This is a genomic window from Pectinatus sottacetonis, from assembly GCF_015732155.1.
GTDB lineage: Bacteria > Bacillota > Negativicutes > Selenomonadales > Selenomonadaceae > Pectinatus > Pectinatus sottacetonis.
In genome coordinates this window covers 1,079,133-1,105,878 of sequence record NZ_WIQK01000001.1, presented here as the reverse complement: position 1 = coordinate 1,105,878, position 26,746 = coordinate 1,079,133, and the positions used below count along the sequence as shown (strand labels likewise).

Genomic DNA, 26,746 nt, shown 5'->3' with positions numbered 1-26,746 from the left:
TCACTGCTGTTTTATCAGCTGGTAATAACGTCGAAAAGCGATTAGTGAGACTTTTAATGTACATTATCTGTGCATTAAAAGTCTTTTTTTTACAAAATTTTCTTATGATCACAATTTATTATAAATACAAAGGAGAATTTTATGGATTTTGCAACCTCACTTGGAACAATAATACTATTAGATTTAATTCTAGCTGGTGATAATGCTGTAGTTATAGCTTTAGCTTCACGCAGACTTCCCGATAGTATGCGGAAAAGAGCTATTTTCATTGGTATGGCCGGAGCCGTAGTAATTAGAATTTTGATGACTTTTTTAGCTACTTATTTGCTGACTATTCCCTATCTGCAGGCTGCAGGTGGCTTGTTGTTGCTGCCTATCGCCATAAAGCTGCTACGCCCAACTGCCAATAATGTCCAGTCTATAAGTTCTTCGGTCACTTTTATGGCTGCAGTCAGAACCATAATAATTGCTGATGCTGCAATGGGAATAGATAATGTCCTCGCTATTGCCGGAGCTGCACAGGGAAACTTCTGGCTGATTATCATTGGGCTTATCATAAGCATACCCATAATTATTTCTGGCAGTAACTTCATAGCTGCCTGTATGAATAGGCTTCCCTTTCTTGTAACCATAGGTGCCTGTATTTTAGCATATACTTCTGCATCCATGATCAATAATGATTTGATAATTGGAAATGGTCTTCTTGCTTTAAATCAATATATGCCGTACCTGCTTCCTATAATTTTTGTCCTGATAACGCTCATTTCTTCATATGTCTTAAAAAAATCGACCTGAAAAAATAAGGCACCGTACATAAACATTCTCTTTCATAAAATGTGTACCTTTTCACTTACTTATCAAATGGTCATCACTGCATTTTATGAGGTTAATGCTGTTATATACGGTAGCCTATTTTTTTTATTATTTTTTTTTCGTATCTTTTACTTTATTATTTATGATTTCTTTAAATGAAATCAATCCTTCTTGATAATCATAGATATCTTCTTTCGTCATATCCCCTGACTTAAAAAACACAATAGCATAATTTGTTTTTTCTCCAGGTATATAAGTTTCTATACGCTGGCTGGTGCTTTGTTTCAATGGTGCTTTCTTGTTATCATCATTGACATATGCATCTTTCTGGGTTACTGCATACAAAACTTTATGACCATGCAGTTTAATCAATCTTACAATAGCATAATTATTATTTTCCTTCAAGTTATTGACATATTTTTGTGTTTCTTTCGCATCAAGATTATCAAAATCAGGCATTTTATTTGTATCAAATGCATTAGTAGCAATAATCCATCCTTTTAAAATAAAATATCCATCATTACTAAAAACAAGAATCTCCCCTTTTTGTTTAGAATCTACTAAGGGAACAACTCCTAAAGGTTTTTGGGGACATTCAATACTGAAGCCATATTCTCTGCTAGTATAAGTATATGCAGCTGCCTTAGCAGGCAGTGCAGCACTAATGCTGAGAGAAATTGCAAAAAAACTAAATACTATTTTATTTTTTATATTTTCCATTTTTAATACCCTCCTATCGGCATATGGCTAATATTATAGCGTATTTTTGCAAAAAAATATAGGAATGCCAAAACATTCCTATATTTATAATGCATATCACATATATTCGTCAGGATTTTTCTTTGTATGCACTTCTTTTTTCTTTGTAAATAACGCTGCTACTTTTTCTACAACGACAAACATAACCGGGATGAGAAACATACCAAACAAGGTAGCTATAAACATCCCGCCAACGACAGCAACTCCCATGCTGTTACGTGCTGCAGCTCCTGCACCACTGGCTACCGCTAGTGGCAGACAGCCTATAATGAATGCCAATGAGGTCATCAATATCGGGCGTAGGCGCAGTCTGGCTGCTTCTAGCGCAGCTTTTAGTACCGGCATACCAGTATCAACTCTTACTTTAGCAAATTCTACAATAAGGATTGCATTTTTCGCAGCCAACCCAATAAGCATAATAACACCTATCTGCATATAAATACTATTTTGCTGATGCATCACCATTTCGGATAATAATGCCCCAAAAATTCCTGTAGGTACTGCAAATAATACAGCATAAGGCACGCTCCAGCTTTCATAAAGTGCTGCCAGGCATAAGAACACAAACACTATCGCTAACAACATAACTTGTACTGTCGTATTCCCTGCTTCTTTTTCTTCTCGGCTCTGACCTGACCAATCAATTGTAAAGCCTGTTGGTGCAACCTGCTTTACAACTTGTTCTATCGCAGCCATTGCCTGCCCGGAACTATATCCGGATGCTGGATTTCCTTGAATGGTAATGCTTTTTGCCGCATTAAAACGGGAAATAATTGCCGGTGCTGTTCCCAATTTAGGTTTTAAAAGAGTATTAAGTGGGATCAATTGTCCAGAAGATCCCTTTACATAAAGAAACCGTGTAGAATTGACATTCCCTCGATAATCAGCATCTGCCTGAAGCATAACTTTATAAGTATGTCCGAATTTATTAAAATCATTTACTGGATAACCACCATACTCAACATGAAGGGCATTGAATATATCGGTCAATTTTACACCCAGCTTCTTAGCTTTATCTCTGTCTATATCAAAATCATAATTTGGTGTATTTATTTTAAAAGTAGAATATACACCTTGCAGTTCCGGCCTTTGATTAGCAGCTGCCACTATTTTTTGTGTTATTGTATTTAATTCTTCATCGCTGTGTCCGCTCATATCCTGCAACTGCAGATTAAATCCACCTACAGTGCCCAGGCCTGGCAACGGCGGCATATTAAAAGCTAATATTGACGCCTGTGGCAGCATAAAGCCAGTCTTAAATGCAGCCCCTATCTCTGCTCCAATCTGTGTCTGTGGTGTTTTTCTTTTGCTCCATGGATCAAGCCCGATAAATAGTGTTCCAGCATTAGATTTAGAAGCACTGGAAAGAATATCATAACCCGATATCGCCATTACATTTTTAACACCAGGAATTTTTTTCAACATTGATGCATATTCATTTACTGTTCCCTTTGTCCTGTTAAGGGATGTACCTTCTGGCATGTTAACTGAAGCAATGTAATAGCCCTGGTCTTCACTAGGAACAAATGTGGACGGCAGAACTTTAAACAGCCAGCCCATAAGTCCTACTATGATAACTAAGAATATAACACAATATTTTGCCTTACCTATGAATACAGCAACTTTTTTCACATAACCACGTGTAAATTTATCAAACCAGCTATTAAATGCGTCAAAAAATTTTGCCAGCATGCCCTTATGGGCATCAGGATCATGCGGTTTCAATAATATCCCACATAAGGCTGGTGTAAGCGACAATGCCACAAATGCGGACAATCCCATTGAAATAGCGATTGTCAAAGCAAACTGCCTGTATAAAATACCTGTCATGCCGCCTAAAAAGGCAACAGGAACAAATACTGCCGCTAGTGTAAAGGCAATAGCCACTACCGGACCTGAAACTTCATCCATGGCCCGCCTGGTAGCTTCCTTCGGACCAAGCTTATCCTCTCGGATATGACGCTCAACATTTTCAATAACAACAATAGCATCATCAACAACTAGTCCGATTGCCAGGACCATGGCAAATAATGTAAGTGTATTTATCGAAAAGCCCAATACAGTAAAGGTCGCAAATGTTCCTATTAACGACACTGGTACCGCTAACAAAGGAATAAGTGTTGCCCGCCATGTCTGTAAAAATAAAAACATTATTATCATAACCAGAACTAATGCTTCGACAAATGTTTTTACTACTTCTGTGATGGATTCTCTGATATAATCAGTATTGTTAACAACTTCTTTATAAGTGAAATCTGCCGGGAAATCAAGTGATGCTTCTTGTAATACTTTTTCTACTCCGGCAACAGTCTGCATTGCATTAGCGTCATTAGTTAGTTGTACTCCTATTGCAATACTATTTTTCCCATTATATTGTGAATCTATATCATTACTACGCGGACCGGTATTAACTCTTGCTACATCCTTAAGCCTTACAAGAGAACCATCTGTATTACGCTTAATTATGACATTCTTAAACTGGTCAACTGTGCTTAAGCGGCCTTCTACTTTATTGGTATATTGGAATTCCTGGTTTTTAGGTGATGGTTCTTCCCCTATATTACCAGCAGGTGCCTGTTGATTTTGCTCCTGTATTGCTGAAATAAGATCACTTACTGTAAGTCCCAATTCAGCTAATTTATCAGGATTGATCCACACACGCATGGAATAATCCGATCCAAATACTAATAAATCCCCAACACCAGACACACGTTTTATTTTGTCCGTCAAATATACATCGGCATAATTTTTTAAAAACGTTCTATCATATGAGCCATTAGGTGAATAGAGTGCAAAAATCATTGCCATATCTGTCGAAGCCTTGCTTGTAGTTACCCCATTAGTCTGGACATCACTGGGCAGGCTAGAATTAGCCGCAGCAACCTTATTTTGGACTTTTACGGAATCAATATCACCATTTGTTCCCAATTTGAATACGACTTGCAGACGATAAGTACCATCATCACTCGAAGTGGAAGACATATAGTCCATTCCTTCGGTTCCGTTTACCTGTTGTTCTATTACCTGAGCCACTGTTTCATTTATAACACTGGCATTAGCCCCATTATAAGAAGCACTGACACGGATAGTCGGTGGTGATATCTGTGGATACTGCGCTACCGGCAGATTAAACATCGAAATAAGCCCTAATATCACTATTATAAGCGATATAACGATAGCAAAAATCGGCCTGTTAATAAAGAATCTTGCCAAAATATCTCACCCCTTACTGTTTTTGGCTGGAGTTCGCGGAAGAATCAGCATTCATATCTGAGCTATTATCAAGTGACAATCCTAATTGTTTAGCTGTAACCATTGTTACTTTAAGTGGAATACCGGCACGTAGCTTTGTAAGACCTTCCACAATAACTTTATCACCAGGATTTATGCCACTTTCGATAATTTGATAACTGCCCACTTTACTTCCCAGTTTCACAACACGCGAAACAGACTTATTATCTGAGCCTACTACCATTACAAAGGATTTATCAAGCAGTTGCTGTACTGCACGCTGCGGCACAAGAATCGCATTTTTTACTGTTTCTCCTGTGAGTTCTACTCTGGCAAACATTCCTGGCAAAAGCAGCATATTCGGGTTGGAAAATAATGCTTTTACTGTTAATGTTCCAGTATCATTACCCATTGAACGATCAATTTCCGCAATTTTTCCTTCTACCGGATATACACTGCCATCACTCAATTTTATATTGACAGGTTTTCCTATAAATTTGCCATTAAAAATATTATTAAATTTCAAATATTCATTTTCGCTCAAACTGAACTGCACATATACTGGATTAATTGCACCAAGCGTAACTAAAGTCGTATTACCCGCTGTCGCATAAATTCCCAATGCCACATCATTGACATCAAGCCGTCCTGAAATGGGCGCACGAACAATAGTATCATTAAAATCTTTTTGAGCCTTGTCGACAAGAGCTTCATTAGCTTTGACAACTTCCTCATATGCTGCCACCGTATGCTGCTGGTTTGTATATGTCTGATCTGAAATTGCATTATTATTTATCAGCTCAGCATACCGTGCCAGATTTTGCTGGGCATCACTAAGTTTGGCTTGTGATTCTGCCAATGATGCTCTCGCCTGATTTAATGCGCTGGAATAATTACCATCATCAATTTTATATAATGCCTGACCTGCTGAAACCTGCTGTCCCCCGTGAATATACTTTGCCACTACTGAACCGGAAACACGCGGCTGTATTTTCACTTCGTTAGTTCCCTTGACTTCACCCGCATATTCAAAAGAAAGCGGCGTGTCCTGTTGAATAGCTGTAATCGCTTTCACCTGAGCACCTGACATTACATTTTGTTTTTTATTTCCACACCCAAAAAGTAATGCTGTCATTGCTAAAAGGACAGTAAAAGCACAAACCATTTTGCCCCAGCGTTTTACCATCAATTATTCCCTCCATAAAAAAATACTTATTATAAAAACATTATCACAATATTATACAAGTTTATATTAAAATTAAGTTAATAATTTCTTATTTCAAAATAAACATCTATAATACTTTACCAATTTAATTTAAACTATAATTAAACCAAATTGATAGTAAATAAATATTTACTATCAATGAACATTATAGTATAGTATATTTATTGAAAAGTCAAGCTATAATAAACAAATGAAAGGAACTATAAAATGATTGATAAACGAAATATATCAGATGATTTTCTGGAAATGCTTTTTTTACTAAGACATCGCATCTTTCGCCATATTTCCATTCCTCTCCCTATAAATCAATTTGTCGTTTTATGTATTCTTACTGATGAGGGAAGTATGACTTTTTCTGAAATAGGCAAAAGATTGTCTATAATAAAACAACAGCTTTCTCCAATTATAAATAAACTCGAAGAAAATAATCTTGTTAAAAGACTACCTGATTCTAAAGACCGCCGCCGCATAAAAATACAAATGACTCCTAAAGGACGTAAATTCATTACAGAACATCAAAATAAAATCAAAGCCCATTTAGAAACCAATCTTTCTGTACTATCTGAAAAAGAAATTGAAGAATTTGGCAAATCCCTAAAGACATTAATGAAATTATTTGGTAAAATATCATTGTCGTAATAATTTTACTGTTTTGTTCTTAGAGGAGGACGTTTATATTGCAAAAGCATAAACTTGTAATCATTGGAATGGGAAATGTAGGGTCAGCTGTATTAGTTCAAGCTGTGTCGCAGCAGCTCGCAGCAGAAATTATCTGTGTTGATATCAATAAGAAAAAGGCTCATGGCGAGGCTCTTGACATGACACATGCTACACCAGCATTATGCAGCCCTAATGTTAGTGTCCGTTCTGGTGATTTTTCTGATTGTAAAGGCGCTGATATAATAATTTGTTCTGGCGGTCCCAGCATTCTTCCTGATGAAAAACTTGATCGTCTTATTCTGGCTGAGCGCAATATAAAAGTCATAACTGATATAATGACACAGGTTACTTCATATACACATGATGCTATTTTTATAATGATAACCAACCCCTTAGATGTCACTACATATCTTGCCGCTACCAGATTTGACTACGCGCCGGGCAAGCTTTTCGGGACTGGTACTACTCTTGAAACACTACGTTTAAAACGCATTATCGCTAACCACTATAATGTAAATGCCAAGGATGTCCAGGGATTCATGCTGGGAGAACATGGTAACTCTGCTTTTCCAGCATGGAGTACGATAAGTATTGGCGGTGTACGCTTACAAGATCTTGATAAATATTATGACTATGATCAGCCTTTTGATAAGGGAAAAACAGCTGACTTAGTCGTAAAAACAGCTTATGATGTACTTCTGTCAAAAGGTTGGACCAATACAGGGATAGCCATGGGTGCCTGCTATTTAGCTAAATCTGTTCTTTTTAATACACGGTGCATTACTCCAGTTTCCATGCCTTTAACAGGCGAATATGATTTATCTGATGTTGCACTGAGTCTTCCCAGTATAATTGGTGAGAATGGTGTAGAAAAACGCTTAATAATCAACTTCCCTTCCGAAGAACTGAATGCATTATATAAAAGTGCTGACAGTATAAAAACTGTTTTAAAGGGTAATAACCTGATTTAAAATTGCTATGCTTCATTTTCTTTTTCCATCTTCAAGAAGTCAAAAATCTCTAGGTGCGAAGATTTACCTTTTATAAAGTTAATACTTGTTCATGTGTCAGCACAAAAAAGCCTTATGCCGTGTAAGCTGCATAAGGCTTTTTTGTGCTAAAATAAATATAAAATAAATTTTTATTACAAGAAGGGACTCCACGTGAAAAAAATTCTAATGATTGCCACAGGTGGCACTATTGCTTCCCAGCCATCAGCGGATGGCCTTGTTCCCCGCCTTTCCGGCAATAACATAATTGCCCTGCTTCCTGCCTTAAAAGATATGTGCACTATAAACTGTCTGGAGCTAATGAGTATAGACAGTTCCAACATTATTCCCAGTGATTGGCTGAATATAGCCCAGAGCATATTAAACAATTATCTTCAATACGATGGCTTTGTAATAACACATGGTACTGATACTATGGCCTATACTGCAGCTGCTTTAGCCAATATAATCAAAAATTTGGACAAGCCAATCATATTGACCGGAGCACAAAAACCATTAGAAATGCCTAAAACAGATGCCGAAAAAAATATCATTGACTCTTTTTTAACCGCTTGCGGAGAAAAGCCAGGTGTTTTTCTTGTATTTAACGGCCTAATCCATATAGGCCATAATGTAAAAAAAATATACTCGCAAAATTTTATTGGCTTTGAAAGTATAAATGCCTTGCCGGCGGGAAAAATAATTAATAATACTATTCATTGGAATAATGATATTATCATTCCAGTACATTATGGTAATATTTCTATAGTTAAAAAATTGGAAGAAAATATATGTGTTATTAAATTAATTCCTGGATTAAAGCCACTAATATTAGACCTACTAACTAATGCTGGTTACAAGGCAATCATAATAGAAGGCTATGGTGCTGGCGGTGTTCCTAATGACAAATCCGCCAATAATTTTCTGCCAGCCATTGAACAAGCCATAAAAAAGGGAATTATTATCATCTGTACAACACAATGTCTGTATGACGGAGCGCAGCTGGACAAATATCCCATTGGTATACTTGCGGCACGATTAGGGGCAATATCAGGAAAATTATTGACAACAGAAGAACTTACCATCCGTCTTATGATTATTCTGGCTCAAACTACTGACAGAAAAATAATAAAAAACTATATTGAAAGCAACCAATAACACTATTTACCACGACAGCTTTATTTTTGATAATATTTTAACAGGCTCTGGGTTCCCTGTTCTCCCAGCCCTGCCTTTGCCAGTTTTTCTGCTTCCTGCAAAACCTGTTTTAAAACAGGCAGCTCAAGAGAAAAATTTTCTCCCGTTTCTACGCCTATTTTCATGTCCTTAATAAAATGTTTCAACATAAATCCTGGTGCAAAATCATTTTTTAAGGCATTAGCTGCCACATTTGTCATTTGAAAGCTGCCGGCAGCCCCCTTGGATATTGCCTCGAATACTTTTTTTACATCTAACCCTGCCGCTTCAGCATAGGAAAAAGCTTCACAGGCACCAGCCAAAGCTCCTGCAATGGCGATTTGATTACATGCTTTCGTCTTTTGTCCTGCACCGGCACTGCCTTCGTAAACAACATTCTTCCCCATTTTAGCAAGGACTGGCATTATATCATCACATGCTTTTTTATCTCCTCCCAGCAAAATACATAAGGAAGCATTCTTTGCTCCAGTATCTCCGCCCGTAACGGGAGCATCAATAGCAGCTATCCCCTTTTTTCTGGCTTCATCATATATTTTTTTTGCCAGCAGTGGTGATGAGGTAGTCATATCCACAACATAAGTTCCCTCATCTGCATTAGCCAAAATACCATTTTCCCCTAAATATATTTTTTCGACATCCTGCGGATATCCGACAATAGTTATTACTACATTTTTATTTCTGGCACATTCACCTGCACTGTCACACCAACGCGCCCCTTTTTGCAGTAATTTTTCTGCTTTTTCTTTTGTCCTATTATAAATACTCACTTCATAGCCGGCTTCCAGCAAATGCCCGGCCATCGGAGCACCCATAATACCGGTTCCAATAAATCCTATTTTTTTCATAAGCTTCTCCTTATAAAGGTTAATCTATTATTCCCATGTTTCTTTTTCTAATACATATATTATACCATGAATATTAATTATTTTTCTTTGTAGGTTTTTCTCTTACATTATATCTTAATATCTTAAACTTTTAACTGTAAAAAAATCCATATAGAAAAAACATACTTTATTCTATTCGGTTAACATATTTTACAATATAAATTATTTTATTTGTAAATTTTTATTGATAATTTTTTCTTAACTATGTATTATTAGACTTGATATTAATTTTTATTTCTTAGGAGGCTTTATTAAAAATACCATGGGTGATAAAAGTAAGCGTTGTACTGCCGATCTATTAGTTGAATGTTTGGAAGAAGAAGGGGTTAAATATATTTTTGGTATTCCAGGAGAAGAAAATCTAGCTATAATGAATGCTTTGGAACATTCAAAAATACAATTTATTACTGTCCGCCACGAACAAGGTGCTGCCTTTATGGCTGATGTATATGGCCGGTTGACCGGTAAAGCTGGTGTCTGTCTTGCCACATTAGGTCCTGGTGCCACAAATCTTGTTACCGGCGTAGCAGATGCCGACAGTGACGGAGCACCATTGGTAGCTATAACAGGACAGGTTGGAACGGAACGTATGCACATTACTTCACATCAATTTCTCGATCTGACAAAGATGTTTGAACCAATAACCCGTCGTACTAAAATGGTAGTTCGTCCCGATACCGTTAACGAAATTGTTCGTCTGGCTTTTAAATATGCTGAACGAGAAAAACCTGGTGCATGTCATATTGACCTTCCTGTAAACATCGGTATGATGCCCATTGAAGATAATGAACGTCCTTTACAAAAACAATATCCTATAAAAGAGTATGCTGCTGTTCATACAATTGATGAGGCTGCTGAAATGATCTCATATGCCAAAAATCCGGTTATATTAGCTGGCAGCGGTGTTATTCGCTCTCACGCAGCCAAAGAATTAACGGCATTCGCAGAAAAATTAAAAATACCAGTAATAAATACTATGATGGCAAAAGGAGCTATTCCTTTTGATAATAAATATGCTATGTGGACAATCGGCATTCCTTTTTCCGATTATCAAAATAAACTTTTAGAAAAAGCCAGTCTGGTAATTGCTGTCGGTTATGATATTATCGAATATGCCCCTTCAAAATGGAATAAAACTGGTGATCTTGATATTATTCATATTGATGCATCCCCAGCAGATATCAATAAACTTTATCAAGCCAACATTGAAGTGGTTGGCAATATTCCCGATTCCCTCAAACGTATAGCAGAACGTGCGGCTCGTCTGCAGGAACCCAAAGAAGCCCTTGCTCTACGGGAAAAAATGGTTACAGAACATGAATCATATGCTTCTGATAATTCTTTTCCCATGAAGCCACAGCGTATTTTAAATGATGTACGTAAAGTAATGGGACCTGATGATATAGTAATTTCAGATGTTGGTGCCAACAAGGTCTGGATAGCACGCCATTATAACTGTTACAAACCGAATACATGTATTATTTCCAACGGATTTGCCACTATGGGAATTGCCGTACCAGGTGCTGTCGCTGCAAAACTTGTCTATCCTAACAAAAAAATACTTGCGATTACCGGTGACGGTGGTTTTATGATGAACTGCCAGGAATTTGAAACAGCTATTCGTCTTGGTACTAACTTCGTAACTCTTATATTCAATGACTGCAGTTACGGTTTAATAAAATGGAAACAGGAGGATCATTATAACCATAGCTACGGTGTTGACTTTACAAATCCTGATTTTATAAAATTTGCTGAAAGCATGCACGCAGCAGGTTTCCGCATAAAAAAAGCAGAAGAGCTTATCCCTACTTTAGAAAAAGCTTTTAAACTTGATGTTCCGGCAATCATTGACTGCCGTGTTGATTATAGTGAAAACATGAAACTGACTAAACATCTTAATCAGCTGATGGATAATTTATAATACACCATATACTACACTGAATAATAAAAATATGGTTATCTATATAGCTCTAAAATATTGTGTTATGTAAAAAATATTTTGCATAGCACATATTTTTTTATAAAAAAAAACCTTGCTGTTAAAGCAAGGTCCTGCTACTGCAGTGTTTAAGAGGAAGTAAAACTCTATGAGCATGATCCCCTTTATATTAGCTGAAGATACAAAGGGGCTGCATACAAAAATAAAAACCCTCTTCCAGGCGAACGCCAAAAGAGGGTATAGTTATCTACAATATTTTGCAGTAATCTCCTTCCCATCGCTCGCAGGTACTTATACAAAATGTATAAACGGTGACTGTAAATTAGGTAGTTCTCCTGGCTCCACATCATCACCTTACCGCTCCTTCTCAGAATATTAAATTCCAATGGAAAACCTGCGGGGTTGCTCCGTGTTACAGTGGCGGGACCGCATCGGCCTAAAATATACCGATTTCCCTATTAAGTCATCTCTGACGCCTAATCCAACATTATTTGTTTTTTATATAATAGCACTTCAAAAAAACTTTGTCAATCTTGCAATAAATATAAATTAAAGGTATATTAAACATATTATAACAATTATTTACATAACTGAGGAGGAACAGTATGCTGGAAACATATACTAAAGACAATTTTACCGCAAAGGTTTTACAAGCAAATATTCCCGTACTTGTTGACTTTTGGGCCAAATGGTGCGCCCCCTGCCAAAAATTCGCTCCAATTATTGAAAAAATGGAAAAAAAAGCTTTAGGTAAATACAAAGTAGGTTGTATAGATGTTGATAAAGAACAGGAGTTAGTAAGCCGATATAATATTACCACAATTCCTACTATTATAATATTCAAAAACGGTCAGTCAACAGGACAAATAATTGGTGCAGTATCGGAAGAAGATCTATGCCATATGATGATCAATGATTAACACTCTATATTACCTTCCCATTTTTATTCAACATAAAGGATATCAACAATATGGAAAATTTAAAAATTACAATAAAAGCTGGTCTATTGCAAACCATACTGGCAAAATACCAGCATAAGGAAAAATTTCTTGCTTACTGCAAAACCTGCAGTAAATATGAAAACCGCTGGTCGTGTCCACCTTTATCTTTTTCTCCTAATGATTATCTGCAGCCATATACTTATATTTACTTCATTGGTATTCAGCTTTTTTATGATAAACAGACTATTGCTGCTGCTGATACCAGTGAAAAAATAACTGCTGTTTCCCTGGCAGCTACTAAAAAAATAAAAAAACAAGTAAGTACTATATTATTAGCTGCGGAAAAACATTTTCCAGAAACATTATCCCTTTCTTCTGGTGGCTGTGATTTTTGTTGCCGCTGTACTCGTCCCCAAAATGAGCCTTGCCGTAAACCAGAAAAAATGCGTTATTCTCTTGATTCTTTCGGTATAGACTTAAGTGCCATAACAAAAAAATTTCTAAACATTTCATTACTATGGAACAGCCAAAAACTACCTGCTTATCATACATTAGTTCACGGGTTATTGACAAAAAAAACCATAAATGAAATAGAATTGCAAAATATGTTTGCCCAATATAAATAATTATATATAAAAATTAGTTATTATTTTACAAATAGGCACTAATGTGCTAAAATTATTAAGTCAGTTACGCGGGCGTAGTTCATTGGTAGAATGTGAGCTTCCCAAGCTTAAGAGGGGGGTCCGATTCCCCTCGCCCGCTCCATAGGAAATCCAAAGCTTCACGGCATTTTGCTGTGAAGCCTTTTTTTGTTTATTTACTTTTCCAGTTAAATGGCATTCGTATTTTAATTATAAAAATCATGACCATATACCCTATCGCTGACAACAAAGATTTATAGCGTCAATAATATTTATTTAAGAATGACGTGCACTATTACTTAATATGCAAGACTTCGCACAATATTATTAAAATAATAATTTTTGAACCAGCAAAATAATCGGTACAACAAATAATCCCGGTAAAAAATTAATAACTTTAAACTTGCTTAATCCCGCCATATTCAACCCAATAGCCAATATCAGTAAACAACCCGTGCAGTTTATTTCAGCAATCAACCTATCAGACAGATATGGTGCTATATAAGCGGCCATAACAACTATAGTTCCCTGAAACAGGAAAGTGAACAAACCTGAACCCATGACTCCGATCCCCAGTGTTGCCGCCAACATTATCCCTGAAATAAAATCCAGCAGTGATTTAGTATAAAGCATCGTATAATTCCTGCTTAACCCAGCATCCAAAGAACCAACAATGACCATTGCCCCCACATTCATAATTAAACAGGCTGTTATAAACGCTTCTGCTGTTTTTGCTGAATCACCGTTATCACGAAAATGTGACATTACACGTTCTGCAAACCTATTTATTTTCCCATCTAAATCTATACTTTCACCAATGAATATTCCTATTACTACTGCCATAATGAGCAATAAAATATTCTGTTCTTTTACGGCCCCTTGTATTCCGATTATAATGGTGCAAAGTCCCAGTCCCTTCATTAAAGCATCTGCCACCGATTGGGGTATTCCTTTACGCAATAGCAGCCCTAGTATACTCCCCAAAATTATTGCGATTGTATTAATAATAACAGCTGTCATTTTTTTCCTCCTAAAACAAAAAAGGACAAGACTGTAGTTTCCTACTATCTTATCCGGTACATATCATACCCTCCGATTAATATACTTTATTATACAGCATCGCTAAAAACATGACAATTCATTACACTACCTTTATCTTTTCCAGCAATAAATACTTTTTATTTTTTAATTCATATTTTCTTACTATTAATTACAACTTAATATAATTAACTAAAGCATATATTTTATATACGTATTTCAAGTAATTTAAAAAAATAGTTAAACTCCGAAAAATCATAGCAGAAAATATTGTAATTTATTTTGGCAGAGTATATACTATCACCATAACAGACAAAGGCGCCTGTATACAGCGTTTTTCGTCTGTTATTTTTTTTATAAAACAACAGATGAATACACTAAAAAAGTACTGACAGCTGCATTTTATTTTACTTACTCCATAAGATTATGTATTAAAAAGTAATACAAATATTCTTCTTAAAAGGATTAAATTACCATTGATAAATTTATTTTAGAGAAAGCAGGTGTTATAATGGATAAAATAGAAGATATCATTCTTCGTCATTCAAAACGCGGCATGCAAAAACTGCGTCCACATATGGATATAGATTATTGCCGCCTGGCAGCAGAAGAAATTCTCTCCTGGAAACGCGGTATTATCTTTCTAACCACCGGCTTTTATGTTGCCGGGTTTCCTGAAACAGACGGACCAGCTGGTACGGCCGTATTAGCCAGTGCTTTACGTGAAATGGGCTTCCATCCAGTAATTGTTACCGAATCTGCTTACGCAGGATTATTCACTATCCGGGACTTTGATGTCGTCCCTGTCGATATTGGTAACGGGGAACAATATTGTAGGCAGTTAGTCAGGGATTATCAGCCTGTAGGCATGATTTCAGTCGAGCGCTGCGGCCTAAATACACGAAATGATTATGAAAATATGTGTGGTATTTCTATCCGTGAACACAATGCCCCGGCAGATATCCTGTTTCGTATTGCCCCGGAATTCTTCATAAAAACCATTGGAATAGGTGATGGCGGCAATGAGATTGGCATGGGTGTATTGGCTGATATCATTGAAAGAGAGCTAAACCTAAGTCCTTGTAAAGTAGCTGTTGATTTTTTGGTGATTGCCAGTGTCTCAAATTGGGGTGCTTATGGTATTGCAGCATATCTATCTATATTGAACAGAAAGCTGCTTATGCCGCAGTATCCCTGGATAGCTTCATATATAGCTGAAACCGTAACTATCGGCAGCATTGACGGTGTCACGCATGAACGTGTTCCCCATGTTGACGGCTTTGATGAAGGAATAGAGCAAGAAATCGTAGATGCACTGATTGACAAAGTACAATTAAACTTATACAGCTGATATAACAACCAGTATACTTATATATCAAGGAGAGAATATCATGAAGAATCTTGGCTATTACAACGGAAAATTTGATGAATTAGAAAAAATGACTGTCCCCATGAATGATCGGGTACATTGGTTCGGTGACGGAGTTTATGATGCAGGGCCTTGCCGAAACTATAATATTTTTGCCATAGATGAACATGTTGATCGTTTTTTTAATAGTGCTGCATTGCTTGACATAGTAATGCCTCTTACAAAACAGGCCTTAAAGGATCTTCTACAAGAATTAGTCCGTAAGCTCGACACCGGAAACCAATTTGTCTATTATCAGGTTACTCGCGGTACCGGAATCCGCAACCACGTATTTACACCAGGAAAAGGTAACTTATGGGTTACCCTGGTTCCCGCTGAAATATCAGATGGAACAACTCCAATACAAGTTATTACCGAACCGGATACCCGCTTTTATCATTGCAATATCAAAACTGTAAACTTGATTCCATCAGTGATGGCAGCAGAGCATGCCAAACAAAAAGGGTGTAAGGAAGCTATTTTTTATCGTCCAGGCGGCCGCATCACAGAATGTGCCCACAGTAACTGTCATATTATCAAGGATGGTAAGCTATATACAGCTCCAACAGATGAGCTTATACTTCCAGGCATTGCCAGAGCACATCTTATCCGTAAATGCAAAGAGCTAGGTATAGGTGTAAGTGAAACACCGTATTATTTAAAAGACCTTATGAATGCTGAGGAAATCCTAGTCACAAGTTCTAGCAACTTCTGCTTACGCGTTGATTACATTGATGGGCAAAAAGTTGGCGGTAAACAGTCAGCGTTATTTGAAAAAATCCGTAAAACCCTGCTTGACGAATTTCTGCAAGCAACAAATTGAAAAATGTATTTATGTATATTACAATATGAAAATTATATAATAATTAATTTTTTTATACAGAAAAGAGGTACTTAAAGATGGATTATAGTTATTCTAAACCATCAGAAGTAAGGGCCCTTATTCATGATGGCAAGATAACAGGTCAGACATCTGGCATGTGTGATGGCTACGCACAAGCTAATCTGGTTATTCTGCCCCAGGATATTGCCTACGATTTTCTTCTGTTCAGCCAACGCAATCCAAGACCATGTCCGCTTCTTGAAGTAAGTGATACAGGATCAAGGCTGCTGCATCAGATTGCAGAAAATGCTGATATTGCCCAAGATTTACCGAAATATCGTGTCTATAAGCACGGTGAACTAACCGGAGAATACACTGACATTGTAGATTTATGGCAGGATAATTTTGTCAGTTTCCTAATCGGCTGTAGTTTTTCCTTTGAAGGTGATCTGCTTGAAGCCGATGTTCCCGTTCGTCATATTGAGGAAAAGCGAAATGTACCAATGTATAATACAAATATTCCCTGTGCATCAGCGGGTATCTTCCATGGGAATATGGTTGTTTCAATGCGGCCTATTCCTTATTCCCTTGTGCCAAAAGCTGTATTGATTACCGGACAAATGCCCAAAGTCCACGGTGCCCCACTTCATATCGGCAATCCTGAAATTATTGGCATCAAAGATATCGCGCAGCCTGATTACGGCGATCCTGTCACGATTAAACCGGGAGAGGTTCCTGTATTTTGGCCTTGCGGTGTGACTCCGCAAAATGCTATCATGCAATCCAAACCTGAACTAGTAATTACACATGCACCCGGACATATGTTCATAACTGATATAAAAAATATCAACCTAAAATATTGATTAAAGGGGAATGTCCTAATTGTAAAGCCCAGCATGACAGAAATATAAATGCCGCCATAAACATTCGCAATGAAGGATTAAGAATATTAAATATAACAGCGTAATAACATATATAAGAACCGTAGGAACTGCGGGGATAGCCTGTGGAGATAATATAAGACGTGCTTTTGGCGCAACTATCCGTGAAGCAGGAACCCCGCGACTTTAGTCGTGGGAGGTTCAGTACTATAAATATACCCTTTTAATTATAACTCACAAGACTCAGACAATAATATTAATTATACCAGTTAATATAAATATATAAAAAGGCTGTCTTTTATCCAATCTTTTAAGGAATGGACAAAGACAGCTTTTTGCAATCTACACTACACATTGACAAATCCAAAATAGAAATTTTTCTTATAATTTCAATATTATAAACTATATTTTTTAATCCTTTAATTTTACAAAATATTATGGGAAAAACCATGATTTTAATCAGCATAACAAAACTACTTTATTTTTTTTCACAGCGATATATAAATGCCGGAGGAAAATTTAATATTTCAAAATCAAGTTTTATTTTTGAAAACTTTTCGTGCAGACTAGGATACATCTGTAACGAATACTGAAATGCAATAAATTTTCCACCTTTTTTTAAAGAGAACATCACTTCATATATTATTTGTTCTCTTAATTTTTTATTAAACATTGCAAAAGGAAGACTAGAAATAATACAGTCAACTTTTTTTAGTCCCAAATTTTGTAAAATAAATGATAAATTTTCTGCTTGTTCCCCAAAAAATAATTTTGGAAAATGATTTTCCAGTGATTGTCTCATTAAGCTATTTTGCTCAATAATAACAGCTGCGCAATTTTTCTTTTTATGTTGGGCAATATATTTAGTAAAAACACCTGTGCCTGCGCCTAACTCGACTATGCTGTCAATTTCATCCCATGATAGGGATTGTAACATTTTTCTTACCAAAAAATTTGAACTTGGTATAATGCTACCAATTTTTGTTGGTTTTTCGAAAAATTCCCGTAAAAAAATATTATAATTTACCATTTATTGATATCTTTCTTTATGCAATTCAAATTTTGACAAATATTAAATCTAGTCAAATTACCTGATAGATAATATGACAAATTGCCAAACCCAATACCCAAAATAATTCCAGCTAATATATCACTTGGATAGTGCATAAATAAATAAATTCTGGAAAAACTAATGCCCGAAGCTAAAACTAGAGCAATAATTCCCCACTTCTTTTTTAATCCTTTAAACAATATCGTAGCTGCTGCAAAAGAAGAAAATGTGTGCCCAGATGGAAAAGAAAAATTATTAGTAGCAGGAATATTTATGAGCATTGGTACCCAAGGATACTCGATGCATGGACGTACACGCATTATCATATGTTTTAAAATTATATTTCCAACAACTAAACTAAATCCTAAACTAATAAATATTCCTACACTAATTTTCCGCCCCTTTCCGCCCCTTTTTTTAAAAAATAGTACAATTCCAAGTAAAATCCATATTATTCCAAAATTTCCGATAGTAGATAGTCCTATCATTATAGGTGACAGTATACTTATTACTAAATGATTCTGAACAAAAAAAATTAATGTTGTATCTAAGTTAAGAATATTTTCCATATATAATTTTGCCCTCTTTCTTTTATTGTTTTAGTATAGTGGTTAAATATAAACAATTTTTAAACAAGAAAGAAATTTTTTATAAAACTGCATCTCGATATATGACACCTATTATTATGGGACATTCTACCACATTTATTAGAAAAATAATATCATATAAATATAGATAAAAATGAATCTATTTATGAAAACGATATCCAGCTCCCCATACAGTTTCAATATAAAAGGGGCTAGATGGATCTGGTTCAATTTTTTCCCGTATGCGATTTATATGTACCATGACAGTTGCTGTATCACTCATAGCCTCAAGCCCCCATACTCGTTCAAATAAGCTATTTTTACTAAAAACTATACCTGGATTTTTTGCTAAAAATACTAACAATTCAAATTCACGATTTGTCAGTATAACTTCTTTTTCCGATAAATATACCCTATGTGTTTCAAGCTGTATTTCTAAGTTACCTGTTTGTAGAATTTTTTGTTGATTTTTACAATTTTTTTCTCCCGTTAACTGTTCATAACGAGAAATATGTGCTTTTACTCTAGCAACTAATTCTCCAGGGCTAAATGGTTTTACAATATAATCATCTGCCCCTAAACCAAAGCCGCGAATTTTATCTATATCTTCTCGTTTTGCCGATATCATAAGAATAGGTATTTTTTTTACTTTACGAATTTCACGACAAATTTTAAAACCATCTATACCTGGTAACATAATATCTAAAAGTATAATATTATAAACATTTGACAATGCCTTTTTTAATCCTTTTGTTCCATTTTCTGCCATGTCAACAATAAATCCACTGGCTTCAAGATAATCTCTTTCTAGTTCAGCAATTCCATTATCATCTTCTATGAGTAAAACTTTTTTCATTTTTCTCCTCCAAAATTGGCAATAATATACAAATAGTTAAACCTCCACCAGGAGTTTGTTCTGCCCAGATTTCTCCCTTTAGACTGGAGATAATCTGTTTTACAATTGCTAATCCCAGCCCACTTCCCTTGGCTACATTTGTTCGCGCCGGATCAGTACGGTAAAAGCTATCAAAAATTTTCGGAAGTTCTGTATCTTTTACCCCTAAACCGTCATCAGAAAAAGAAATTTTAACTTTATCTGCTATTCGTATTAAATTTAATTTAACATGGACAGATTTATTACTTTTATATTTTATGCTATTTTCAATTAAATTTTCTATAACACGTTGAAATTGTATACGATCAAGCCGTACGGGCAAATTGTTTTTTTCTGCTAAAAATAATAATTTTACCCCACGTTCTTCTAAAAGCTCTCTTTTATCTGCCGCAAAATCCGCAAAATAAGAATACATTTCTACTATTTCAAAATGAAAGGGTATACTACCTAAATCTAATTTAGAAAATAAAAATAAACTTTTCACCAAATTTTCCATTGTACAAGCTTTTTTATAAATCATCTCTACATAATGACGTTGTTTTTTATCAGTTTGCGCTATTCCTTCTAAAATACCACTTGCATATCCTTTAACTGAAGTCAAAGGTGTTGATAAATCATGAGATATCCCAGCAATTAGTTCTTTACGATTTTGTTCGTATCGTTCTTGTGTTTCTCTGGCAATTTTTAATTCTTGGCGCATACGATCAAAAGCCTGACAAGTTTCTCCCAATTCATCTTGTGTCTGAACTACCATTGGAGCATCTAAATTACCCTTTTGAATTTCGTTGGCCGCAAAACGCAACGTAGATAATGGATCGAGAATCTGCTTTGCAAGCAGTTTTGATAAATAAATACCCGTTGCAATAATTATGAAAACAGCTATACCTAAAAAAATAATAATAGCAGTTCCCCATATGATAGTAATAATCGTTTCCCATATATTTTTTGTATTATATGTCCAAATAGGTTTTTTCGTTACAAATGGTATGGTTCCTGTGGCTAAAATAGTTATTCCATTATGCAACGATTTATAGCAAAAAGTAAAATCTTTATCCGTCCATAGCATTATTGAATGTCGATCGCCACATTTTTCTTGTACGCTTATTTGTAATGCTGTACTATCTATATTTGGTGTTTCGTAAATAATTTTATCACTTTTTAATATCATTGTATTAATACCTTGTGATTCAAGAATATGGCAGTCTTCTTCTAATTCTTTTATATCAGGATGTCCTTTTTTTTCCGATTTAACCTGCAATGAATTTACTGCATATTGAATGGAAAGTGCTGGCCCTTTTTCTGGCCATAGCAATGTTAGTTCACGCTGCTGAGCAATCCCAGAAAAATGAAATCCAGCTAAAACCAACATTACAATAACGATTAATAAACATATTGGAATAAAAACCATTATAAAATTAACAAATAATAATCGTTTTTTTACTGAAATATCACGTATTTGCATATTTTTCCTTTCTCTCATAGTAACTCTTTTTTATTATACTTGATAAATATAAACAAAAGTTAAATTTTCAAAGATTAATATATTATAAACGATTTATTAATTTTCTTAGAAAGACGAACAAAAAAGCTGCACTACACTAACTAATATAATACAAAATGTTTATCTTTTTAATAAATGGCAGTGCAAAATAATGATATAGTAAAAGAGGTGAACTCTTAAGAATTCACCTCTTTTACTATATCATTTTAACATATTCCAATGTTGGATATGCAGCTTAATGCTGGAACTTGCGAACTAAGCGTTTGAAGTCACGTCCACGCTGCGCCATCCCATCATACATGTCAAAGCTGGCACAAGCCGGTGAAAGCAACACAACCTGCGGTACATGAGCCAATGAGTGAGCAATGGCAACAGCTTTTTCCATAGAATAGCCAGCTTCATGGATATGAACTTCTTCAATGCCCTGCTTTACAGCTGCTTTATGAAAACGTTCTGAAGCATTACCAAGCAGGATAAGCTCATCTACGCGTTCCTTGACAAGCTGCATAAAATCCGTTAAATCAGTCATTTTATCATCTCCGCCGGCAAGCAGAACAATATGTGCCGGGAAAGTTTCCAGTGCCTTAATTGCCGAATCAGTATTAGTAGCCTTAGAATCATTATAATAAGGAATACCATCAATTGTAGCAAAATATTCAATACGATGCTCCACTCCGCGAAATGATTCTAAAACAGGAATCATTTTTTCTGGTTTACAGCCCGCTAAAAAAGCCATAGCACTAGCTGCCAAAGCGTTTTCTACATTATGAGATCCTTTTATCCCCAGATCATTTACTGTACAGAGAGGCCAGCATTGATTATCCCAGCGAATAACAAGGGTATCGCCCTGCAGGCAGGCCCCCTCCTGCAGTTCTTCTTTACGGCTAAAGAAACATACCCGGGCTTTTGTTCGTTCAGCCATTGAGCGAGTCCTTTCATCATCATAGTTAAGAACAAGGAAGTCATCATTTGTTTCCTCATGGAAAATGCGTTCCTTCATCTTCTGATAAACTTCCATCGATCCATGCCGCACAATATGATCCGGTGTTACATTAAGTACTGCGGATACATGTGGATGGAAGTGATTTGTTGCTTCTAATTGATAGCTGGATATTTCTGCTACGATGCCGCCATTACTGCCGATACGTAACGCTTCATCTGATAATGAAACACCTATATTACCGCCTACGCCTGTTTTATCTTTACCATACATTGTTGCAATCAATAATCCCAGCAAAGTAACAGTTGTCGTCTTGCCATTTGTCCCAGTAACCGCATAGAAAGGTGACTGCGCCAGATTCTGAGCCAGTTCTATTTCACTAATAACCTGTATTCCACATTGCAATGCTTTTTTAACAAGCGGTGTACTTATTGGCACTGCTGGTGACACTATTATAAGATCAACATCTGTTAATAATCCATCTTCCTGTTTACCAAAAAACAGTTTAATTCCAGCAGCACGAAACTTCTTAAAATCATATTTTAATTCTTGTTCTGGTTTGGCATCAGACAATACAACATCAGCCCCCAGCTTTCGTCCAATCATTGCAGCGGCAAAACCGCTGACACCAGCCCCAATAACTAATATTTTTTTACGATGAAAATTCACATCGATAGCCCCCTTAAAATAGTAAAATTACATCTGTAGATAAGACTATACTGCATAACAAACACACGCTGCCTTTTATATTGGTATCGCCTCATTCCATAACCATCATAATTTAATCATCACAACAATTAAATTATGATAAAAAGATCTACTGAATATCAACATCACGATGTTCAATTACTGTCGAAAAAACAATAAGCGTTTTCGTTTTTCCAAAACGTTGAAGCTTTCCAATGAACTCATCCAATTTATCGGTACTAGAAAATAAAACTTCTAAAAGCATAGAATAATCACCAGTGACACAATTGCATTCAATAACACATCCCTGACTGCGAATAAACGGATAAAATGTTTTTTTGTCTGTGAGGTCGACTTCTACATTAATAAATGCCTTTATGCAGTAACCAAAGGATTTAGGATTAACGCAGGCATAAAACCCCGTAATATATTCCGCATCCATCAGTGTCTTGATACGCGCAGAAACAGCAGGTGATGAAAGAAACACTACTTTGGCAATTTCTTTTAGCGATATTCGGGCATTTTTTTGAAGCATTTGTATAATTTTCAAATCAATGTGGTCAAGTTTATTATTTTTCATAAAGCCTCACAATACTTTATTTTCTTTTGGCAACAATTCAATTAACTGGGTCATATATAATTATTGCCTTATTATAACACATTTTTTGCGTTATAAACCATTGTAAATTTATTTAGTCCCCTTAATTATGATAAATATGATGCTAAAACGTAAGCAATCAATCAAATGGTGTATAGAAAAAATGCCGCTAATCCTGTATTCTACATACAAGGACTAGCGGCATTTTTATAACTTTATAATTATTGACTACAGTTATTTTTTATTTCGTCACTCCATGGCAGATAATTTTCTATCAGCGCAGGATTATGAATAATTGGCTGGTTAGGCAGCTTTTTAAATATGTATTCAAGATATATTTATATGTATCTATTTTATTTGCTTTGCAGGTTTCTATTATGCTGTATACTGCGGCGCTTGCTTTGGCTCCTTTGGGCGAACCGGAAAACAGCCAGTTTTTCCGGCCTATGGTAAATGGACGGATGCTGTTTTCTGCTAGGTTATTGGATATGTCACAATGACCATTTTCTAAGTAGGTCTGCAATTTTTGCTGGTTGTTTAGGGCATAGTTTATTGCTTTGCCTAGTTTTGATTTTGGCAATATTTTATTTTTGTTTATTTTAAGGTATGACCAATAGGCCTCTAGCAGCGGTTTTTCTTGCTGGAGACGTTCTTTTTGCCTGTTTTGTATGGGTTCTTTTATTAATAGTTTTTCTATGGCAAACAGTTTATTTATTTGTTTTATGCTTTCTTGTGCTATTGTCCCGGAAAGTTCATCAGTGTCAGAAGGTATTGCTTCAACGAAGTATCTTCTGGCATGGGCCCAGCACAGACAATGTTTTATGTTTTCTACTTTTTCATAGCCAACATAGGCATCAGTGTGCAAATACCCGTTATATCCTTGGAGAAAGTTTTGGGCATAATCGCCTTTTCTTCCTGGCTGGTATTCGAATATCCGGATGTTATGTATTGGGTCATATTTACCGCTGCTATACAGCCACATATAGGATTTTGCTGTGTTTTTACGGTTTTTTTCGCCCATTACCTGTACTGTTCATTTTTTCGGCAAGTGCGGCATTCAAATGTTTCCCGGTAAATGTCTATTACTTTACCCATTCACCCACAGTCAAATTGGTAGGTGTGATAAAACTGCCTTTATTAATTTCGTTTATCTGATCTATTAAATATACACGAGCCTCTTTTTCGCCATCAAATCTCTTTTTATGGCGTTTTCCTAGGGCATCAAAAAAAGATGCTACCCATTTTTGTCTAGATTCCTCAAAATAGACAGAATCTTCTCCGTGCGTTCTTTTTGTAGGCATTTTATCACCTCACTCATGTAATATTTTCACTTAAAAGATATTCTTTATTCTTTGCCGCTTCAAAAATTTGATTATTTAAATTATCCATGATTTTTAATATCTCTGTTAAAGTTTCGTAATATTCATCAGCGTCTACATTCCATCGTTCTCCATGAACAATTTTATGACGATTACTTAATAAATCTGCATCTATATAATTAACCTTTGTTTCATAATTAGTAAAATTTAAAGATATACTTTTCATTATTTCTCTAAATATCTTCGAGCTAGGATTACTTTCAGTTGAAATATCAGGTTTTCTTATATGAAATTTTTGTGAAAGTAACTCTAACATATTATTTATAAGTATTGTATGCGTTGATGTTTTTTCTGTTTTTCCCGCTTCTATTATTTTATTTTTACATTGTAATGCAAAAAAATTCTTTTTTAAATCTTTGTTACAAATATTTTGATTGCTAATATATATAACATAATAATTAGCCGCTGTTCTCAAAAAGCCTTCAAAATGCGCTGAAAGGAGTGCTACTCCTGCACGTATCAATGTAGGATTATTTGTTGTAGCAATATTTTGCTTCATATATATTAATTCTCTTTTTCTCCAAGATAAATCACTAGATAATTTATCTTGCAAATCTTCCAAAGTATTAATCTTCATGCTTAAACCACTGTCTACTAAAGTTTACTAATTGAAAAATTCTTTGTACTGGTCTTACACCATGCTTGGTAGCTTCCTGAAATTTTTCTTCACTATATAAGTTTTTAACTTTTTCTTTTAAAAGTTCTTCATTTTTTTCCCAATAAGAAATATTTTCATATATGCCTGGTACTATTGCTTCGAAAGATGCATCGCTAAATGCTCCTGAAAATTTATCATTACTATATTTTTTAAAAGCATTTCTACCAAATAATTTTTCTAATATATCAAATGTTCGTTTAAAATTACTTTTAAATTTATCCTTATCAATCTCATTATTTGCTGCTAATTTTTCCATTTTTTCTGTAATATACTTTGAAATATTTTTTCCTTCATCTTTTCTATCAAAAGTATCTTGATTAAGATTAATATAAATTATAGTTCTCACAATCATTTCAATATCTTTTCGTTCATTGGCCTTATTCTCTGATATTGCCACACATTTAGAAAAACTATCATATTCGTTTAGTTCTTCTAACAATAAGTATAATGGTCTATTGATCATAATCAGGATACAATTTCTAATTTCCTGCGGTGATAAATGAGTTCCCCCTGTATTTAACCGCTGAAACAATTCATATTTTGTTTGATCTGAATTATCTTTCTCTTTTATTATCGTGAAATTCAATTTTTCTCGTTTAAACTCTATACGCTGAGTTGAATTAAAACGATTATCATCATTCCAAATGACACTTTCTAATGATGGAAGAAATTTAGTCGCTTCTAATACCAATGGAATTAATTTATTACCATCTGAATCTTTCAATAATCCCATAAATTCTAATATAGTAGATAACCGTTGTTGTCCATCGATAACGTCCCATACTCCAGAAGTTTTTTGTGCAACAAAAATAGGCGGAATAGGAATACCTAATAATATTGATTCTATTAGTTTTGTTTTTTGTTCATCGCCCCATCTATAAAAACGTTGAAATTCTGGATGAATCTCCAATTCTCCATCACGATAAAGATTTGCTATTTCTCCAATTGACATTGCATAAGAATCTATAGTTATTTCCTGTCTTTTTCTCTTTATTTCTTCTTCTAAACTCATACCGTT

At 35.3% G+C, this 26,746-nt stretch carries 24 protein-coding genes, 1 tRNA gene, 1 pseudogene and 1 riboswitch; of the genes and pseudogenes, 11 read left to right on the top strand and 15 right to left on the bottom strand.

Annotated features, from left to right (window positions below; genetic code table 11):
• The first annotated feature begins 141 nt into the window (after nucleotides 1-141).
• Nucleotides 142-795 carry a YjbE family putative metal transport protein gene (locus I6760_RS05110; protein WP_196593378.1) on the top strand — a complete coding sequence of 218 codons (654 nt, stop codon included), beginning with the start codon at nucleotides 142-144 and terminating at the stop codon, nucleotides 793-795.
• Nucleotides 796-921: 126 nt separating this feature from the next.
• On the opposite strand, the gene I6760_RS05105 is transcribed toward I6760_RS05110, so the two are convergent.
• The 3 genes from I6760_RS05105 to I6760_RS05095 form a co-directional block, all read right to left on the bottom strand.
• Nucleotides 922-1,533, bottom strand: coding sequence for a hypothetical protein (locus tag I6760_RS05105; protein ID WP_196593377.1), 612 nt, complete (start codon nucleotides 1,531-1,533; stop codon nucleotides 922-924).
• 96 nt (nucleotides 1,534-1,629) lie between these two features.
• A complete protein-coding gene (locus tag I6760_RS05100; RefSeq protein WP_196593376.1) occupies nucleotides 1,630-4,785 on the bottom strand; it encodes an efflux RND transporter permease subunit in 3,156 nt (1,051 codons plus the stop codon).
• Between the two features lie 13 nt (nucleotides 4,786-4,798).
• Nucleotides 4,799-5,989, bottom strand: a complete 1,191-nt coding sequence (locus I6760_RS05095; protein ID WP_231036099.1) for an efflux RND transporter periplasmic adaptor subunit — start codon at nucleotides 5,987-5,989, stop codon at nucleotides 4,799-4,801.
• Between the two features lie 246 nt (nucleotides 5,990-6,235).
• Between I6760_RS05095 and I6760_RS05090 the strand changes: the two genes are divergently transcribed.
• The 3 genes from I6760_RS05090 (at nucleotide 6,236) to I6760_RS05080 (ending at nucleotide 8,835) form a co-directional block, all read left to right on the top strand.
• On the top strand, nucleotides 6,236-6,667 hold the full coding sequence (locus I6760_RS05090; protein ID WP_196593375.1) for a MarR family winged helix-turn-helix transcriptional regulator: 432 nt from the start codon (nucleotides 6,236-6,238) through the stop codon (nucleotides 6,665-6,667).
• Between the two features lie 35 nt (nucleotides 6,668-6,702).
• A complete protein-coding gene (locus I6760_RS05085) occupies nucleotides 6,703-7,659 on the top strand; it encodes an L-lactate dehydrogenase (protein WP_407947310.1) in 957 nt (318 codons plus the stop codon).
• A 192-nt stretch (nucleotides 7,660-7,851) separates the two neighbouring features.
• Nucleotides 7,852-8,835 carry an asparaginase gene (locus tag I6760_RS05080; protein WP_196593373.1) on the top strand — a complete coding sequence of 328 codons (984 nt, stop codon included), beginning with the start codon at nucleotides 7,852-7,854 and terminating at the stop codon, nucleotides 8,833-8,835.
• Between the two features lie 20 nt (nucleotides 8,836-8,855).
• Here I6760_RS05080 and I6760_RS05075 read toward each other — a convergent pair whose 3' ends face one another.
• A complete protein-coding gene (locus tag I6760_RS05075; protein WP_196593372.1) occupies nucleotides 8,856-9,719 on the bottom strand; it encodes an NAD(P)-dependent oxidoreductase in 864 nt (287 codons plus the stop codon).
• A 301-nt stretch (nucleotides 9,720-10,020) separates the two neighbouring features.
• Between I6760_RS05075 and I6760_RS05070 the strand changes: the two genes are divergently transcribed.
• The 4 genes from I6760_RS05070 to I6760_RS05055 all read left to right on the top strand — a co-directional run bounded on the left by I6760_RS05070 (nucleotide 10,021) and on the right by I6760_RS05055 (nucleotide 13,406).
• Nucleotides 10,021-11,679, top strand: coding sequence for an acetolactate synthase large subunit (locus I6760_RS05070; RefSeq protein WP_196593371.1), 1,659 nt, complete (start codon nucleotides 10,021-10,023; stop codon nucleotides 11,677-11,679).
• 326 nt (nucleotides 11,680-12,005) lie between these two features.
• A riboswitch (cobalamin riboswitch) is annotated at nucleotides 12,006-12,192 on the bottom strand.
• Nucleotides 12,193-12,302: 110 nt separating this feature from the next.
• Nucleotides 12,303-12,617, top strand: coding sequence for a thioredoxin (trxA, locus tag I6760_RS05065; RefSeq protein ID WP_196593370.1), 315 nt, complete (start codon nucleotides 12,303-12,305; stop codon nucleotides 12,615-12,617).
• 50 nt (nucleotides 12,618-12,667) lie between these two features.
• On the top strand, nucleotides 12,668-13,264 hold the full coding sequence (locus tag I6760_RS05060) for a DUF2284 domain-containing protein (protein ID WP_196593369.1): 597 nt from the start codon (nucleotides 12,668-12,670) through the stop codon (nucleotides 13,262-13,264).
• 68 nt (nucleotides 13,265-13,332) lie between these two features.
• Nucleotides 13,333-13,406: transfer RNA gene (locus tag I6760_RS05055), tRNA-Gly, on the top strand.
• Between the two features lie 203 nt (nucleotides 13,407-13,609).
• On the opposite strand, the gene I6760_RS05050 is transcribed toward I6760_RS05055, so the two are convergent.
• Nucleotides 13,610-14,302 (bottom strand): DUF554 domain-containing protein, encoded by a 693-nt coding sequence (locus tag I6760_RS05050; protein ID WP_196593368.1) that lies wholly within the window; start codon nucleotides 14,300-14,302, stop codon nucleotides 13,610-13,612.
• 529 nt (nucleotides 14,303-14,831) lie between these two features.
• On the opposite strand from I6760_RS05050, the gene I6760_RS05045 reads away from it, so the two are divergent.
• The 3 genes from I6760_RS05045 to I6760_RS05035 all read left to right on the top strand — a co-directional run bounded on the left by I6760_RS05045 (nucleotide 14,832) and on the right by I6760_RS05035 (nucleotide 17,414).
• Nucleotides 14,832-15,671, top strand: a complete 840-nt coding sequence (locus I6760_RS05045; RefSeq protein WP_196593367.1) for a DUF4392 domain-containing protein — start codon at nucleotides 14,832-14,834, stop codon at nucleotides 15,669-15,671.
• A gap of 40 nt (nucleotides 15,672-15,711) precedes the next feature.
• Entirely contained in the window at nucleotides 15,712-16,551 is an 840-nt protein-coding gene (locus I6760_RS05040; RefSeq protein ID WP_196593366.1) for an aminotransferase class IV, read from the top strand.
• Nucleotides 16,552-16,628: 77 nt separating this feature from the next.
• A complete protein-coding gene (locus I6760_RS05035; RefSeq protein WP_196593365.1) occupies nucleotides 16,629-17,414 on the top strand; it encodes a putative hydro-lyase in 786 nt (261 codons plus the stop codon).
• A 496-nt stretch (nucleotides 17,415-17,910) separates the two neighbouring features.
• Here I6760_RS05035 and I6760_RS05025 read toward each other — a convergent pair whose 3' ends face one another.
• The 10 genes and pseudogenes from I6760_RS05025 to I6760_RS04980 all read right to left on the bottom strand — a co-directional run bounded on the left by I6760_RS05025 (nucleotide 17,911) and on the right by I6760_RS04980 (nucleotide 26,740).
• Nucleotides 17,911-18,462 (bottom strand): class I SAM-dependent methyltransferase, encoded by a 552-nt coding sequence (locus tag I6760_RS05025; protein WP_196593363.1) that lies wholly within the window; start codon nucleotides 18,460-18,462, stop codon nucleotides 17,911-17,913.
• Nucleotides 18,456-19,052 (bottom strand): phosphatase PAP2 family protein, encoded by a 597-nt coding sequence (locus I6760_RS05020; protein ID WP_196593362.1) that lies wholly within the window; start codon nucleotides 19,050-19,052, stop codon nucleotides 18,456-18,458. The genes I6760_RS05025 and I6760_RS05020 overlap by 7 nt, the downstream gene beginning before the upstream one ends.
• A 178-nt stretch (nucleotides 19,053-19,230) precedes the next feature.
• On the bottom strand, nucleotides 19,231-19,926 hold the full coding sequence (locus tag I6760_RS05015; RefSeq protein WP_196593361.1) for a response regulator transcription factor: 696 nt from the start codon (nucleotides 19,924-19,926) through the stop codon (nucleotides 19,231-19,233).
• On the bottom strand, nucleotides 19,898-21,427 hold the full coding sequence (locus I6760_RS05010; protein WP_196593360.1) for a sensor histidine kinase: 1,530 nt from the start codon (nucleotides 21,425-21,427) through the stop codon (nucleotides 19,898-19,900). Before I6760_RS05010 ends, I6760_RS05015 begins: the two co-directional genes overlap by 29 nt.
• Nucleotides 21,428-21,701: 274 nt before the next feature.
• Complete coding sequence (gene murD, locus I6760_RS05005; RefSeq protein ID WP_196593359.1) at nucleotides 21,702-23,075, bottom strand: UDP-N-acetylmuramoyl-L-alanine--D-glutamate ligase; 1,374 nt, start codon at nucleotides 23,073-23,075, stop codon at nucleotides 21,702-21,704.
• Between the two features lie 148 nt (nucleotides 23,076-23,223).
• A complete protein-coding gene (locus I6760_RS05000; RefSeq protein ID WP_196593358.1) occupies nucleotides 23,224-23,673 on the bottom strand; it encodes an Lrp/AsnC family transcriptional regulator in 450 nt (149 codons plus the stop codon).
• Nucleotides 23,674-23,912: 239 nt separating this feature from the next.
• Nucleotides 23,913-24,724: pseudogene (tnpC, locus tag I6760_RS04995) on the bottom strand (IS66 family transposase); the annotation flags it as partial.
• Nucleotides 24,725-24,773: 49 nt separating this feature from the next.
• A complete protein-coding gene (locus I6760_RS04990) occupies nucleotides 24,774-24,992 on the bottom strand; it encodes a hypothetical protein (RefSeq protein ID WP_196593356.1) in 219 nt (72 codons plus the stop codon).
• 13 nt (nucleotides 24,993-25,005) lie between these two features.
• Nucleotides 25,006-25,647, bottom strand: a complete 642-nt coding sequence (locus I6760_RS04985; protein ID WP_196593355.1) for an MAE_28990/MAE_18760 family HEPN-like nuclease — start codon at nucleotides 25,645-25,647, stop codon at nucleotides 25,006-25,008.
• Entirely contained in the window at nucleotides 25,637-26,740 is a 1,104-nt protein-coding gene (locus I6760_RS04980; RefSeq protein WP_196593354.1) for a DUF262 domain-containing protein, read from the bottom strand. Before I6760_RS04980 ends, I6760_RS04985 begins: the two co-directional genes overlap by 11 nt.
• Nucleotides 26,741-26,746 lie beyond the last annotated feature (6 nt).

Excerpts from the sequence above, each read along its gene's own strand:
- I6760_RS05110 (WP_196593378.1), top strand. The coding sequence starts at position 142 with ATGGATTTTGCAACCTCACTTGGAACAATAATACTATTAGATTTAATT.
- I6760_RS05095 (WP_231036099.1), bottom strand. The coding sequence starts at position 5,989 with ATGGTAAAACGCTGGGGCAAAATGGTTTGTGCTTTTACTGTCCTTTTA.
- I6760_RS05045 (WP_196593367.1), top strand. The coding sequence starts at position 14,832 with ATGGATAAAATAGAAGATATCATTCTTCGTCATTCAAAACGCGGCATG.
- I6760_RS05050 (WP_196593368.1), bottom strand. The coding sequence starts at position 14,302 with ATGACAGCTGTTATTATTAATACAATCGCAATAATTTTGGGGAGTATA.
- I6760_RS05070 (WP_196593371.1), top strand. The coding sequence starts at position 10,021 with ATGGGTGATAAAAGTAAGCGTTGTACTGCCGATCTATTAGTTGAATGT.
- I6760_RS05035 (WP_196593365.1), top strand. The coding sequence starts at position 16,629 with ATGGATTATAGTTATTCTAAACCATCAGAAGTAAGGGCCCTTATTCAT.
- I6760_RS05090 (WP_196593375.1), top strand. The coding sequence starts at position 6,236 with ATGATTGATAAACGAAATATATCAGATGATTTTCTGGAAATGCTTTTT.
- I6760_RS05020 (WP_196593362.1), bottom strand. The coding sequence starts at position 19,052 with ATGGAAAATATTCTTAACTTAGATACAACATTAATTTTTTTTGTTCAG.
- I6760_RS05040 (WP_196593366.1), top strand. The coding sequence starts at position 15,712 with ATGAAGAATCTTGGCTATTACAACGGAAAATTTGATGAATTAGAAAAA.
- I6760_RS05105 (WP_196593377.1), bottom strand. The coding sequence starts at position 1,533 with ATGGAAAATATAAAAAATAAAATAGTATTTAGTTTTTTTGCAATTTCT.
- I6760_RS04990 (WP_196593356.1), bottom strand. The coding sequence starts at position 24,992 with ATGCCTACAAAAAGAACGCACGGAGAAGATTCTGTCTATTTTGAGGAA.
- trxA (WP_196593370.1), top strand. The coding sequence starts at position 12,303 with ATGCTGGAAACATATACTAAAGACAATTTTACCGCAAAGGTTTTACAA.
- I6760_RS04980 (WP_196593354.1), bottom strand. The coding sequence starts at position 26,740 with ATGAGTTTAGAAGAAGAAATAAAGAGAAAAAGACAGGAAATAACTATA.
- I6760_RS05000 (WP_196593358.1), bottom strand. The coding sequence starts at position 23,673 with ATGAAAAATAATAAACTTGACCACATTGATTTGAAAATTATACAAATG.
- I6760_RS05075 (WP_196593372.1), bottom strand. The coding sequence starts at position 9,719 with ATGAAAAAAATAGGATTTATTGGAACCGGTATTATGGGTGCTCCGATG.
- I6760_RS05015 (WP_196593361.1), bottom strand. The coding sequence starts at position 19,926 with ATGAAAAAAGTTTTACTCATAGAAGATGATAATGGAATTGCTGAACTA.
- I6760_RS04985 (WP_196593355.1), bottom strand. The coding sequence starts at position 25,647 with ATGAAGATTAATACTTTGGAAGATTTGCAAGATAAATTATCTAGTGAT.
- I6760_RS05025 (WP_196593363.1), bottom strand. The coding sequence starts at position 18,462 with ATGGTAAATTATAATATTTTTTTACGGGAATTTTTCGAAAAACCAACA.
- I6760_RS05060 (WP_196593369.1), top strand. The coding sequence starts at position 12,668 with ATGGAAAATTTAAAAATTACAATAAAAGCTGGTCTATTGCAAACCATA.
- I6760_RS05010 (WP_196593360.1), bottom strand. The coding sequence starts at position 21,427 with ATGCAAATACGTGATATTTCAGTAAAAAAACGATTATTATTTGTTAAT.